General features: G+C 72.0%; 13 protein-coding genes, 2 tRNA genes and 3 pseudogenes. 13 read left to right on the top strand and 5 right to left on the bottom strand.

Annotated features, from left to right (window positions below; translation table 11 throughout):
• Positions 1-55: 55 nt before the first annotated feature.
• The 7 genes and pseudogenes from ACL02T_RS12815 (at position 56) to ACL02T_RS12780 (ending at position 4,546) form a co-directional block, all read left to right on the top strand.
• Positions 56-1,006 (top strand): alpha/beta hydrolase, encoded by a 951-nt coding sequence (locus tag ACL02T_RS12815; RefSeq protein ID WP_412830898.1) that lies wholly within the window; start codon positions 56-58, stop codon positions 1,004-1,006.
• 498 nt (positions 1,007-1,504) lie between these two features.
• Entirely contained in the window at positions 1,505-2,476 is a 972-nt protein-coding gene (locus tag ACL02T_RS12810; RefSeq protein WP_412831073.1) for an IS30 family transposase, read from the top strand.
• A 36-nt stretch (positions 2,477-2,512) separates the two neighbouring features.
• A pseudogene (locus tag ACL02T_RS35160) lies at positions 2,513-2,950 on the top strand (IS1634 family transposase); the annotation flags it as partial.
• A 32-nt stretch (positions 2,951-2,982) separates the two neighbouring features.
• Positions 2,983-3,111: pseudogene (locus tag ACL02T_RS12800) on the top strand (transposase); the annotation flags it as partial.
• A gap of 291 nt (positions 3,112-3,402) precedes the next feature.
• Positions 3,403-3,574 (top strand): annotated as a pseudogene (locus tag ACL02T_RS12790) (transposase); the annotation flags it as partial.
• A 93-nt stretch (positions 3,575-3,667) separates the two neighbouring features.
• Positions 3,668-3,970 carry a helix-turn-helix domain-containing protein gene (locus ACL02T_RS12785; RefSeq protein WP_412831072.1) on the top strand — a complete coding sequence of 101 codons (303 nt, stop codon included), beginning with the start codon at positions 3,668-3,670 and terminating at the stop codon, positions 3,968-3,970.
• Between the two features lie 162 nt (positions 3,971-4,132).
• On the top strand, positions 4,133-4,546 hold the full coding sequence (locus tag ACL02T_RS12780) for a hypothetical protein (RefSeq protein WP_412830896.1): 414 nt from the start codon (positions 4,133-4,135) through the stop codon (positions 4,544-4,546).
• On the opposite strand, the gene ACL02T_RS12775 is transcribed toward ACL02T_RS12780, so the two are convergent.
• Positions 4,537-5,922: a family 16 glycosylhydrolase gene (locus tag ACL02T_RS12775; RefSeq protein ID WP_412830895.1), complete on the bottom strand. Its 1,386-nt coding sequence runs from the start codon at positions 5,920-5,922 to the stop codon at positions 4,537-4,539. The genes ACL02T_RS12780 and ACL02T_RS12775 overlap by 10 nt on opposite strands.
• Positions 5,923-6,232: 310 nt before the next feature.
• Between ACL02T_RS12775 and ACL02T_RS12770 the strand changes: the two genes are divergently transcribed.
• On the top strand, positions 6,233-6,895 hold the full coding sequence (locus tag ACL02T_RS12770; protein WP_412830894.1) for a response regulator transcription factor: 663 nt from the start codon (positions 6,233-6,235) through the stop codon (positions 6,893-6,895).
• A 71-nt stretch (positions 6,896-6,966) separates the two neighbouring features.
• Here the strand turns inward: ACL02T_RS12770 and ACL02T_RS12765 are convergent, their stop codons facing one another.
• Positions 6,967-7,239, bottom strand: a complete 273-nt coding sequence (locus ACL02T_RS12765) for a GlsB/YeaQ/YmgE family stress response membrane protein (protein WP_412830893.1) — start codon at positions 7,237-7,239, stop codon at positions 6,967-6,969.
• Positions 7,240-7,545: 306 nt separating this feature from the next.
• On the opposite strand from ACL02T_RS12765, the gene ACL02T_RS12760 reads away from it, so the two are divergent.
• A complete protein-coding gene (locus ACL02T_RS12760) occupies positions 7,546-7,818 on the top strand; it encodes a GlsB/YeaQ/YmgE family stress response membrane protein (RefSeq protein ID WP_412830892.1) in 273 nt (90 codons plus the stop codon).
• A 69-nt stretch (positions 7,819-7,887) separates the two neighbouring features.
• Here ACL02T_RS12760 and ACL02T_RS12755 read toward each other — a convergent pair whose 3' ends face one another.
• Together ACL02T_RS12755 and hisC are read right to left on the bottom strand one after the other, a co-directional pair.
• Positions 7,888-8,271, bottom strand: a complete 384-nt coding sequence (locus ACL02T_RS12755; RefSeq protein ID WP_412830891.1) for a DUF4870 domain-containing protein — start codon at positions 8,269-8,271, stop codon at positions 7,888-7,890.
• 87 nt (positions 8,272-8,358) lie between these two features.
• Positions 8,359-9,405: a histidinol-phosphate transaminase gene (hisC, locus tag ACL02T_RS12750; protein WP_412830890.1), complete on the bottom strand. Its 1,047-nt coding sequence runs from the start codon at positions 9,403-9,405 to the stop codon at positions 8,359-8,361.
• A gap of 60 nt (positions 9,406-9,465) precedes the next feature.
• On the opposite strand from hisC, the gene ACL02T_RS12745 reads away from it, so the two are divergent.
• The 4 genes from ACL02T_RS12745 to ACL02T_RS12730 all read left to right on the top strand — a co-directional run bounded on the left by ACL02T_RS12745 (position 9,466) and on the right by ACL02T_RS12730 (position 12,531).
• Positions 9,466-10,152, top strand: a complete 687-nt coding sequence (locus tag ACL02T_RS12745) for a dienelactone hydrolase family protein (RefSeq protein ID WP_412830889.1) — start codon at positions 9,466-9,468, stop codon at positions 10,150-10,152.
• Positions 10,153-10,216: 64 nt separating this feature from the next.
• A complete protein-coding gene (locus ACL02T_RS12740) occupies positions 10,217-12,217 on the top strand; it encodes an acetoacetate--CoA ligase (RefSeq protein WP_412830888.1) in 2,001 nt (666 codons plus the stop codon).
• An 88-nt stretch (positions 12,218-12,305) separates the two neighbouring features.
• Positions 12,306-12,395, top strand: a tRNA-Ser gene (locus ACL02T_RS12735).
• Between the two features lie 60 nt (positions 12,396-12,455).
• A tRNA-Arg gene (locus ACL02T_RS12730) sits at positions 12,456-12,531 on the top strand.
• A gap of 90 nt (positions 12,532-12,621) precedes the next feature.
• On the opposite strand, the gene ACL02T_RS12725 is transcribed toward ACL02T_RS12730, so the two are convergent.
• The gene (locus ACL02T_RS12725; RefSeq protein WP_412830887.1) at positions 12,622-12,867 is read right to left on the bottom strand and encodes a hypothetical protein; all 246 of its coding nucleotides are present in this window, start codon (positions 12,865-12,867) and stop codon (positions 12,622-12,624) included.
• Between the last annotated feature and the right edge of the window lie 30 nt (positions 12,868-12,897).

Below are 12,897 nucleotides of genomic sequence, written 5' to 3'. Positions count from 1 at the left end.
GGTCGTCCTCGGCCGGACCGGAGCACGCACCGAACACCGAGAGTACGGAGGTCTCATGTCACGCTCTTCATCGATCGACCCGGAGTCCCTGGTCCCGCTCACCGCGTTGCTCGAGGCGATGCCGGGTGGGGTCAACGCGATCCCGGACATCGTGGCGCGGCGGGCCGCCGTCGCCGAGATGCTGGCCGCGGTGGACGTGCCGGACAATCCCGACGTCGCCAAGGAGGACCGGTCCGTCCCCGGCCCCGACGGGGCGCCGGACGTCGGGGTCCGGATCTACCGCCCGGTCCGTGCCTCCGGAGCGGCACCCGGCATCCTTTACATCCACGGGGGCGGGATGGTCCTGGGCTCGGTGGCGGGTGAGGACCCGACTGCGACCATGCTGGCCGACGCGCTCGGCGCCGTCGTCGTGTCGGTCGAGTACCGGCTCGCCCCGGAGCATCCGCACCCGGCACCGGCGGAGGACTGCTACGCCGTCCTGGTCTGGATGGCGAAGAACACCGACGAGCTGGGCGTCGACCCCGACCGGCTGGTGGTCTACGGCGGGAGCGCGGGCGGCGGACTCACCATCGCCACCGCCCTGATGGCGCGTGACCGCGGTGGGCCGGCGCTGCGCTTCATGATGCCGATCTACCCCATGATCGACGACACGAACACGAGCCCGTCCTCGCACGAGATCGTGGACGTCGGCATCTGGGACCGCGCGGGCAACGAGGAGGCCTGGGCCTGGTATCTCGGGGGAGCGCAGGCCGACGCGTACGCCGCGCCCACCCGTGCCGCGGACCTCGCGGGACTGCCCCCCGCGTACATCGACGTCGGCACCGTCGACCTCTTCCGGGACGAGGACATCGCCTTCGCGCAGCGGCTCATGGCCGCGGGCGTGCCGTGCGAGCTGCACGTCCACCCGGGTGCCTACCACGCCAGCGAGACGTTCGCGCCGGACGCGGCGCTCTCCCAGCGGATCTGGGCGGGCCGCCTCGACGCCCTCAGGCGCGCGCTCGCCTGAGAACTCGGTAGCGTCAGGTCAGTCATCGTCAACTTCAGGTCGTCTATCTCGCAGTCGATGATGTTGGGCGGGTCGCCCCGAGGGTGGTGCCGGTGTGGTCGGCGACGAACCGGAAGCGGCTGATGGCTCTACCGTGCCTTTCGCACGGTGGTTCCCGGCAGAGAGCGCTCTTGCGGCTGGTCCCGCGAGGACTTTGGTGAGCCGGCGCCTCTGCCGGGCCCCGGCGAAGGTCGGCCGCCCTCGAGGATGTGGTCCCGCGAGGACTGATCCATCAGCACGATACAGCGCCTTCTCGGTCCTGGGTTCCGCAGCTGACGTGGTGATCTGGTGCATGATCGTGGGTGTTGGAGCAGGTCAGCGTGGTGTGTCCTGGTCCAGAACGTGCGAGGCTCTAGGAACGCGATTTGGCTGAATCTGCGGCTGTGAGCTGCTGGAGTTCAGCCGGTCGTCGCACTTGATCTTGGTTGGTTCGGCGGGACAGGATGTCCCGTGCGTGAGATGTTGATGGTCTCGGATCGGGAGGAGATCTCCCGCGGTCTCGCGGAGGGCCTGTCCTTCAAGGACATCGCTCTCGCCCTGGGTCGTGATCCGTCGGTGATCTCTCGGGAGGTCCGCCGCCACGGCGGGCGTGAGGCCTACCGGGCTGCGACAGTCCAAAAGCGGGCCGACGCGGCGCGGCGGCGCCCGGAGCAGCTGGTCGTGGACCGCCATCCGCGGCTGCGCGGGATCGTCCTCGCGCTGTTGCGTCGTGGCTGGTCACCGGCCTCGATCGCGGGCCGGTTGCCGATCGACCATGCAGGCGACCAGGCTTGCCGGGTGTCGCACGAGGCCATCTACCAGTGGATCTACGCCACCCCGGTGTCCACCCTGGCCCGCGAGCTGATCGCGCTGCGCAGCGGGCGCACCGCCCGCCGAGGCGGCCGCAAGCCTGCACCGGCCCCGCGGATCACCGACCCCGTCTCCATCGACGAACCCCCCAGACGCCGAGGGCCCGGGCGGTGCCCGGACATCGGGGAAGGCGACCTGGTCATCGGCAAGGGCGGCAAGACCGCGGTCGGGACCCTGGTCGAACGCACCTCACGGTTCCTGGTGCTCGTGCCGCTGCACGGACGAGACTCGCTCACCGTCGGCCGTGGGGTCATCGCCGCCACCAGCGGACTGCCCACACCCATGCGGGCCTCGCTGACCTGGGACTGCGGCGCCGAGATGGCCGGCCACGCCACCGTCACGAAAGGCTCGATGCCGGTGTACTTCGCCCACCCGCACTCCCCGTGGGAACGCGGCAGCAACGAGAACGCCAACCGCATCGTGCGTGAGTACTTCCCGAAAGGCGTGGAAATCACCTCGGACCCGAAATACCTGGCGATGGTGGCTTGCGACATCAACGATCGACCCAGTAAGATCCACAACTGGAAGAAGCCCTCCGAGATGTTCGCCGAACTCGTTGAGCTAGATGCTACGACCGCCTGAATTCGCGCTGTGCTGAATTGTGTACGGTCTGGTGGCGTGTTCGTGCGTATGTCGACTCGGCGGAACCGGGACGGGTCGACGGTGTGCTACCTGCGGTTGGCGCGCAGCGAGTGGGACCCGGGCGCCAAGACCGCGCGGACGAAGGTGTCGTACTGGCCGGGCTGATCCGCTCGACCGGGCCCCGATCGAGCGTCTGATCGCCACGCTGACCCGGGTCGTGGGTGTCGAGGCGAGCGCGACCGGCCCGGATCGAGCTCGCGTGGCCGGGGTACCCGGTCTGGAGTTCGTCGAGTCCCGTCCGCTGGGTGGGGCCGTGGCTGCTCGACCGGCTGTGGCAGCGGCTCGTGATCGACACCGTGCTGCGCGGCCTCGCGGCCGGGACCCGGCGGGATCCGGTGGTGGAGCGGGTGCTGTTCGCGCTGGTCGCGAACCGGGCGTTGGCGCCGTCGTCGAAGCTCGCCGCCACCTCCGTCACGATCAAGGTCGCGCACCTGGTCATCGGCGTGGACGTCGATGGCCGCAAGCATGCGCTGGGCTGCTGGATCGCCGAGGCCGAGGGAGCGAAGTTCTGGCACTCGGTGCTCACTCCATTGCGCAACCGTGGTCTGCGCGACATTCTGATCGCCTGCTGCGATTGTGAGGATGATCAGGCGTCGTCCCGGGCCGCGGCCTGACCCGTGCTGCGACTGACCGTGGTGTCCTGAGCGCCGATCTGTCGGCCGGGACCTGGGGCGGCGCACCGACGACACCCCCGCACCCAGCAGTACCTGCAGCGGCGCCTCGCCGAGGGCAAGCACGCCGCGAGGTGATCCGCTGCCTCAAGCGCTACATCGCCCGCGAGGTCGTCACCCTGCTCACGCCCCCGAGCACCGCCACGATCGCCACCAGCACCACGACGGCCGCCGCTTGACATCCATAGGGGCATCGGACTCACCGGCCTGCCCGAGGCCATCACCACGGTCTTCCCCGACACGGTGGTGCAGACCCTGCGTGGTACACGTGATCCGCAACGCCGTGCGGTTCGTCTCCTACCAAGATCGGAAGAAGATCGCCGCGAGCATGCGGACGATCTACACCGCGCCCACCGTCGAGGCCGCCGGACTCGCTCTCAAAGACCTCGACCAGCAGTGGGGTCACCAATACCCCGCCCACGTCGGCCTCCGGGTGCGTGCGCTGCGCACCGAGCAGGGGATGTCGCTGTCCGAGCTGGCCCGCCGTGCCTCGGTCGGCAAGGCCACGCTGTCCGGGCTCGAGGCCGGCACCCGCAACCCCACCCTCGACACCCTGCACGCCGTGGCGCCGGCGCCGAGCAGACCTCGCCCGCGCACCACCCCGGCGTCACGGAGCACGCGACGGTGTTCGCGGGCGAGCTCCGCGCCGGCCGGCTCGACGCGCCGGGCCAGGCCGGGCCCGGCGGGTATCTCGAGTGGCTCGCCGACGCTCCGCACGGGTACGCCGCCGTCGGACCGGAGGACGTGCACGCCTCGCTGCTGATCCGCTACCCCAGGTAGCGCAGTCACACGGAGCGGGACGGACCCGTCACCGCAGGTGGAAAGGGTGTGCAGGAGCGCCCGTTCGGTCTAGCCGCGGCGGCTAACGCGGACCGAGATCTGCTCGACAGACCGAGGACCGACCCGCCGCCGGATGGACCGACCCATGAGCCTGCCGCCGAGCCCCGCCGTCCCCGACGAGGTGCCGACCCCTCGCTTCCCGGGGCCCCGTCCGATGCCGCCCCGTCCGATGCCGCCCCGCTCGGCGTCGACCCGCCCGGCGTCCACCAGCCCGGCGCCGCCTCGTCCTCCCCAGGGAGCCGCGCACCGCGCGACGCGCGCGACGCGGCGGGCCGCAGGCCCGCGGACGTGGGCCGAGTCCGCCGCGCGCCGCCGCCGGCGCGTCCGTCGGACCCGCTTCGGCCGCCTGCTGCTCGCCCTCGTCGCCCTCGCCGCGCTCGCCGGCGGGGCCGTGATCTGGCAGCTCGCCGACGGGCGGCCGCTCGAGCTGCTCCGGGACGGCTGGGCGTTGCTCGAGCCGCGCGTCGAGGACCTGCGGCGGCTGCTGCGTCAGGAGTAGATGCGCAGCCAGTCGACGTGCATCTCGGTGGGGCGCGGGGAGCCGCCGTCCGGGAAGTAGTCGAGCTGGATGGTCGGGTGCATCCTGCCCGGCGGGAGCGTGCCGGGATCGGTGCTGGAGAACCACTGCTGCCCGTCGAGGTAGCCGATGATCCCGTCCGGCGTCCACTCCACGGCGTAGTTGTGCCACTGGGTGATGTCGATCTTCCGGTTCGCGGACTTCTGGTTGTTGTCCGCACCGTAGTGCAGGAAGAAGGACACCCCGGCCGAGGCGCTGTCCGTCTCGGCGAAGTCGATCTCGCCGCCCCGCGGCCACTCGATGTCGCTCGGCCACAGGATCAGCACCGGGTGGTACTGGGAGTCCCCGGCCGGGAACCTGGCGCGCATCTCGTACCGGCCGTACTGCCGGCTGTCGTGGAAGGCCAGGCCGCCGGTGTCGCCGTCGGAGTCGCCGCGGATCGTGAGGATCCCGCCCGAGGTGGACACGGCGTCGGGGGTGCGCCGGCCGTTGCCGCCGTGGCCTGCGCCGTCGTAGACGCCCCACTTGTCGAGGCCGCCGGAGAACTCGTCGCCGCCGATCGGCGCCCAGCCGAGGCGCCCGGCCGCCGTGGTGCCGTCGCCCGCCGGGGCCGCACCGGTGCGGGGCCTGGTCGTCCCGGTCGCCAATCCGTTCCGGGTCGAGGTCGCGGCCGGTGGGCGAGTGGTGGTCGTGGCGTGCTCGCGCGCCGAGTCCACCGCCTGGCTCAGCGCGCCGGGCGCGGGAACGGCCGCCACCCCGGTCGAGGGCGCGGCCTGCGCGGTGTCCGACGAGGTCAGCGGCGCCGACAGGGCCGGCCCGTCGTCGGGGACCGGGCGCAGCAGCCAGGCGACCGCGGCCGCGACGAGGACCGCGGCCGCGCCCACCGTGAGCGGCGCCAGCCGGCGCGAGGCGGAGCGCGGGGCCCGGCGACGGCCGCGGGCCGGGCGGGGTTCCGGTGCCTCCCGCTCGATGTCGGTGTCGTCGGCGGCGACCGGGTCCGCGTGCGCGCCGGTCGGCGGCCCGGCGATGATGTCGGCCGCCGTGACCACCGGCATCCCGGTCATCGGGCTGATCGGCGGGGGCCCGGCGCCCTCGGGGTCGAGCCCGACCGCGGGGAGCGACGACGTGTGCGTCAGCAGCGCGGGCTCGCGCGGGTGCTCCGTCGTCCCGAGGTCTGGGACCGCGCCCGTGCCGTCGGCGGACCGGGGCGCGGCGATCGTTCCCGCGGCGTCGCCGGCGCGCCGCCGGCGGGCCGGGCGTCCCGGTCGGCCGGCTGGGGAGCCGTGCTCCGCGGAGAGTCGGGCGACCAGCTCGCGGGAGTCGAGCCGGTCCTCCGCGTCGGAGGTTTTCCGTCGCATGATCGATGACCATATGGAGGAACGGGAGGGGGCCCGGGCGAAGCTGAGAGCCGGGGTTGCCCCAGCGCGCCGACAGGTCGCCCGATGGCGCCGGAGCGCTCGGTTCTCACCGGAATCCGCGCCGTGACTACTCTTTTCGGAGTAGTACGCCTCTCAGGCAGGACCGTTCGTCGACCCGGTACGCGCCGTCCGGATCGATGACACATTGTTATCGCGCGGCTTTCGCGCCAAGCTGTCCCGGATGCTCCCCGCTGCTCCCCCGGGGGGCGCGTCCGTGTTCGTCCCGTCGCAGGCGACGGCACGAACGTTCGTGCCCCCGTACGCTCCCGTCCTCGTGGCGCTGCCCCCGACCGCCGCGTCGGCGTCGGTGCTGCGCTCCCTCCGTGCGGAGGGGATGCGCGCCGACCCGGCGGCCGACGGCATCGCCGTCCTCGACACGATCCGCGCCGCGCCGCCCGCCCTCCTGGTGCTCGACGTCGACCTCCCCGGGCCCGAGCACGCCGCCGTCCTCGCGGCGGTGCACGCCGAGTCGCCGAGCGTGCCGGTCGTGGTGCTCACGCCGCGCGAACGCCGCAACGCGGTGATCGCCCAGCTGCGCAGCGATCGGGACGACTACGTCCTGCGCCCGTTCTCCGTCGACGAGCTGTCCGCGCGGATCCGGCTGCGGCTGCGGCTGACCGGTGCCGTGGGGCACACCCTCATCCGCCGCGGTGAGCTGGTGGTCGACACCGAGCTCGGCGAGGTGACCGTCGACGGCACCCCCGTGTCGTTGTCGCCCACCGAGTTCTCGCTGCTCACGGCCCTGCTCGCCGAACCGGGTGCCACGGTGTCGCACGAGGAGCTGGCGAACCGGGTGTGGTCGGAACCGGCCTCGCCGAACCTCGTCCAGGTGTACATCTCCTACCTGCGGCGCAAGATCGGTCCGGAGCGGATCCGCACGGTCCGCGGGGCCGGCTACGTCCTGGAGGGCTGACCGCACACGCGACGGCGCCCGCCCCGGGGCCGACCGGGCGGGCGCCGTTCGTGTCGTCGCGCGCTGTGACGTCAGGCGTGGGTGCGCGAACGTCGACCGATGACGAGCCGGTAGATGCCGAGCAGCACGAGCGCGCCCACGAGGGCGATCAGCCAGGTGCTCAGGTCGAAGAAGCCGCCCGTTCCGACACCGAACAGGGCCGAGCTGATCCATCCGCCCAGCAGGCCGCCCACGACGCCGATGATGCAGGTCACGATGATGCCGCCCGGGTCCTTGCCCGGCATGATCAACTTCGCGAGGGCGCCGACGACGAGCCCGACGACGATCCAACCGATGACACCCATTGCTTCCTCCTCGCGCCGCGCCGGGTTCGTCCGGCGCGTGTCCGATGTGGTCGAGGAGCGGATGCCCGATCATCGTCGGCCGTAAACGGACGGTGACGATATTGGTCCCGTCGGGTCACGCCGCGGCTCCGCTGAGCCGATCATGGCCATCCTTCTGGGTGTACACGCTGACCTGCGGCGGAATGTCCGATAACGCTTCGGTTCCGACCGCCCTCAGGAGAGGCTGCGACCCCTGCGCTGTGCTAGGCAGACGCCGTGGGGGCGACCGCGGGGGTGGCCCTGCACCGAGAGTCGGGAGAGAGTGACATGACAGTCACCGGCATCATCACCGCGATCGTCTTCGGTCTGATCATCGGCGCCCTGGCCCGGCTGATCGTGCCGGGCAAGCAGGACATCCCGATCTGGCTGACGATCATCGTCGGCATCGTGGGCGCGTTCGTCGGGACCTTCATCGCCCGGGCGTTCAACCTTCGCACCGACGGCTGGAACTTCTGGGAGACGATCTTCCAGATCGTCGTGGCCGTGATCCTGGTCGTGCTCGTGTCGGGCCTGTGGGCGAGGCGCGGCGCACGACGCTGACCCGGGCGCCCCGCCCGCACGCGCGACGGGCCCGGACCACCCCGGTCCGGGCCCGTTCCGCGTTCGGGGTCAGTGCACCAGGCGCAGGGTGAGCGGGTAGCGGAAGTCCTGGCCCTGCGAGGCGCGGACCGTGCCCAGCACCACGCAGGCGACGTAGAACACCCCGTAGAGCGGCAGCAGGACCAGCCCGACGGCCACGAAGATCAGCAGGCCGAACAGGACCGTCCACACCAGCGCGTTGATCTGGAAGTTCAGCGACTCGACCGCGTGCCGGCGCACGTACGGCGAGTCACCGCCCTTCACCAGCAGCACGACGAGCGGGGCGAACAGGCCGAGCGCGAACCAGGCGGACACGAAGCTGAGCACGTGCGCGGCCATGGCCCAGTTGCGCTCGTCGTCCCGCGGCACGAGCGGGGCGTCGCTGCCGGTGTACTCGTACGGCGAGTGGCTCATAGCGCCAGTGAACACCCGCGCTCCGGCCGTGGCATCGGGGAAATGCCCGGAGATGCCGGGCCGAAGGACCCGGGGACCCGGACCGGCTCAGAAGCTCCGGGCCGCCTCCAGGAACCGGTCGTCCTCCTCCGGGGTCGTGACGGTGACCCGGACCCCGTCCGGGTGGAACGGCCGGACCACCACCGCGCGCTCGAGGCAGTGCGCGGCGAAGTCCGCGGTCCGCTCGCCGAGGGCGAGCCAGACGAAGTTCGACTGGGTGTGCGGCACCGTGAAGCCCGCCGCCAGCAGCGCCTCGCGCACCCGGACCCGCTCGCCGACGGCCTCCTTGCACGCCGCCAGCAGCTCGGAGGCGTGGTCGAGGGCGGCGATCGCGCCGGCCTGGGCCACGGTGCTGACGCTGAACGGCGCGCAGACCTTCTTCAGCGCGGTCGCGATCTCCGGTGCGGTGACGGCGTAGCCGACCCGCAGTCCCGCGAGGCGGTAGGCCTTGGAGAAGGTCCGCAGCACCACGAGGTTGGGGTAGCGGTCGATCAGCTGCATCCCGTCGACGGCCTCGGGGTCGGTGACGTACTCGTGGTAGGCCTCGTCGAGCGCCACGACGACGTCGGGGCCCACCGCCTCCATGAACCGCTCGAACTCCGCGCGGTGCACGACCGTGCCGGTCGGGTTGTTCGGGCTGCAGACGAACACCAGCCGGGTGCGCGGGCTGACGGCGGCCGCCATGGCCTCCAGGTCGTGCCGGAACTCGCCGTCGAGCGGCACGGTGACGGCGCGGGCGTTCCCGATCTGGGTCACGATCGGGTACGCCTCGAAGGACCGCCAGGCGTAGACGACCTCGTCCGTGGTCTCCCGGCAGGTGATCTGCACGAGCTGCTGGCAGATGCTGACCGAGCCGCAGCCGACGGCGATCCGGTCCGGGCCGATGCCGAGCTCCGAGGCGAGTCGCTCGCTCAGCCCGACGACGGCCAGGTCCGGGTACCGGTTGCCGGCCGCGGCGGCCTCGGCGATCGCCGCCAGCACCGGGGCGGTCGGTGCGAGCGCGACCTCGTTGCTCGCCAGCTTGATCGCCCCGGGGATCGCCCGGCCCGGGACGTAGGCGGGCAGCGAGTCCAGGTCGGGGCGGATCGGCGTCATGTGCGTCACGGTAGCCCGCCCCGTCCGCGGCCTGCGTCGCAGTCGTGGAAGGCTGTCCTCATGAGCGTCATCCGCACCGAGGCGGTGCCCCTGGTCGACGGCTCCGACCTGCGCCTCACGGTGGCGGAACCCGAGGGAACGGCCCGTGGCGGCATCGTCGTGCTGCACGAGGCGCGCGGCGTCACCGACACCGTGCGCCGGCTCGTCGAGGGCATCGCGGGCGACGGCTGGCTGGTCGTCGCGCCGCACCTCTACCACCGGGACGGGGCCGACGAGCTCGACGGTGCGGAGGAGCAGGTCGCCGATCACGTCGCCCGGCTGGACGGCGAGCAGGTCATGGCGGACACCGACACCGCGTTCGGCTGGCTCGCCGACCACGAGGTCGCCCCGGACCGGATGGGTGTGATCGGGTTCGACCTCGGGGGCAGCGTGGCGCTGCTGGTGGCGGCCCGGCGCACGCTGGGGGCCGCGGTCACCGTGGCCGGGAGCGGGATCGACGAGCCGGTGGGCCCGCTGCCCGCCCTCGTCGCCGCCGCGCCCGGGCTGACCTGTCCGTGGCTGGGCATCTACGGGGACCGCGACGACGCCGGGGAGCTCACCCGGCTGCTCGACGCCGCCCGCGAGTCCGAGGTCGCCACGGACCTCGTCACCTACCCCGGCGAGGGACACCGCTTCGACGACGATCCCGCCACGGCCGCCGAGGCCTGGCAGCGGATGCTGAACTGGTTCGACTCCCACCTGCGCTGAGCTGAGCGCGCGCCCCGGTCACACGGGGTGGCCGGGGGCACCCGGCGTCGGCGACGATGACGCCATGACTCTCGACGCCGACGTCCCCGAGGTCCTGTGGTCCCCGTCGCCGGAGCAGACCGGCCGCACCGCGATCGCCGAGTTCGCCCGCTGGGTGCGCGAGCACAAGGGTGTCGAGCTGGCCTCCGACACCGACTACGCGGAGCTGCACGCGTGGTCGGTGCGCGATCTGGAGGGGTTCTGGGCCGCGGCCGCGGAGTTCCTGGGGGTGATCTTCCGCGACGAGCCGAGCGCGGTGCTGGGCTCGCGGGAGATGCCGGGTGCCCAGTGGTTCCCGGGCGCGACGCTGAACTATGCCGAGCACGCGCTGACCCCGGGCCCGGGCCGGCAGGACGCCGACACCGCGGTGGTGTTCGCCCGCGAGGACGGGCTGGAGCGCACGGTGAGCCACGCCGAGCTGCGCGAGCAGGTCGCCCGGGCCCGGGCCGGGCTGGTCGCCGCGGGGGTCGGGAAGGGCGACCGGGTGGTGGCGCTGGCGCCGAACTCGGTGGAGACCCTGGTCACCTTCCTCGCCGCCGCGTCGTTGGGCGCGGTCTGGTCCTCGTGCTCGCCGGACTTCGGGACCCGGGCGGTGCACGACCGGTTCGCTCAGATCGAGCCGGTGGTGCTGCTGGCCGTGGACGGCTACCGCTACAGCGGCAGGGCCTTCGACATCCGCCCGACGGTCGCGGCGTTGCAGGAGCAGTTGCCGACGGTGCGGCAGACGGTGCTGGTGCCCTACCTCGACCCGGAGGCGACGCTCGAGGGGACGACCCCGTGGGCGGAGTTCACCGCCGAGGCGGGCCCGCTGGAGTTCGAGGCGGTGCCGTTCGACCACCCGCTGTGGGTGCTCTACTCCTCGGGTACCACCGGGCTGCCCAAGGGGATCGTGCACAGCCACGGCGGGATCGTGCTCGAGCACCTCAAGGCGATGCGGCTGCACAACGACCTGGGGCCGGGGGAGACCTTCTTCTGGTTCACCACCACCGGCTGGATGATGTGGAACTTCCTGGTCGGCGGGCTTCTCGTCGGATCGACGATCCTGCTCTACGACGGCAACCCCGGCTACCCGGACCTGGGTGCGTTGTGGGCGCTGGCCGAGAAGCACGGCGTCACGGTCTTCGGGGTGTCGGCGCCGTTCGTGCAGTCGTGCCTGAAGAAGGGGCTGCGCCCGCGGGACTCCTACGACCTGTCCCGGGTGCGGGCGCTGGGCTCCACGGGCTCGCCGCTGTCCGTGGAGGGCTTCCGCTGGGTCGCCGAGGCCTGTGGCGAGCACATCCAGATCTGTTCGGTCTCCGGCGGCACGGACGTCTGCGCGGCCTTCGTGTGCTCCGCGCCGACCGTTCCGGTGTGGCTGGGCGAGCTGTCGGTCGCCGCACTCGGGGCGGACGTGCACTCGTTCGACGAGCGTGGCGAAGATCTCGTCAGTGCCGACCCGGTCGAGGTCGGCGAGCTGGTGATCACCCAGCCGATGCCGTCCATGCCGGTGATGTTCTGGAACGACCCGGACGGCAGCCGGCTGCGCGAGGCCTACTACGAGATGTACCCCGGGATCTGGCGGCACGGGGACTGGGTGCGGGCCACCCCGCGCGGCTCCTTCGTGATCTACGGCCGCTCGGACTCCACCCTCAACCGCGGCGGGGTCCGGATGGGCACCGCGGACTTCTACGCCGTGGTCGAGGGCTTCGAGGAGGTCGCCGACTCGCTCGTGATCGACACCACGGCGCTGGGCGCGAAGGAGGAGGGGGCGCTGCTGTGCTTCCTCGTGCTCGCCCCGGGGGTCTCGCTGGAGGACGTCGAGCCGCGGCTGCGCAAGGCCCTGTGCAGCGAGCTCTCGCCCCGGCACGTCCCGGACCGGTTCGTGGTCGTCGACGCCGTGCCCCGCACCCTCAACGGCAAGAAGTGTGAGGTTCCGGTCAAGAAGATCCTCGCCGGGGTCAGCCCGGACACGGCCGTGAGCAAGGGTGCGCTGCAGAACCCGGACGCCCTCGCGCCCTTCCTCGACCTCGCCGGATCACCTCGCTGACCTGCGACGATCACGCGACCCGGGGTGGGGTGCACGCCCCCTCCGGGCCGTGTGTACTCTTGGACCCGCTGGAGGCCGAGAGGCCCCGGGAGGCTTCGCCTAGTCTGGTCTATGGCGCCGCACTGCTAATGCGGTTTGGGGTCACCCCCCATCCCGGGTTCAAATCCCGGAGCCTCCGCGCTGGCGTGGCCGACTCCCGGGTCGGACACGGCATGGAGTACAACTGAATGCGGTACTTGCGCCCGTAGCTCAACGGATAGAGCATCTGACTACGGATCAGAAGGTTAGGGGTTCGAATCCCTTCGGGCGCACCACAGAAAGCGCAGGTCAGGCCCTAGTTTCGCTCCGGTGAGACTGGGGCCTGATCCCATTCTCGGGACCGTTGTCTCACCGGTTTCTCACACCTACTCGCCGAGCAGCTTCCGCTCGACCTCATCGAGGGTCATGCCCTCGCCCCCGGCGAAGGCCGAGACGGCCGCCTGTCCGCCGAGCTGCCCGGTTCGGTTGCCCGCCGAGTCCTCGACGAGGACGTAGAGCCCGAAGCCCAAAGCGCGCGGGTCGCGACGCCGAGACTTGACGAGGATCTGCCCCTGCCGCTCGGCGGCACGACGGAGCCTGTTCTCCCGGACCTTGTCCGTGCTGGATGCCATGCCCGAAACCGTACCAGACGTGATGCCCGA

Source organism: Pseudonocardia oceanicola, assembly GCF_047200735.1.
Lineage (GTDB): Bacteria > Actinomycetota > Actinomycetes > Mycobacteriales > Pseudonocardiaceae > Pseudonocardia.
Note: the sequence above shows the minus strand (reverse complement) of the source record. Positions and strands in the feature narration are given on the sequence as shown.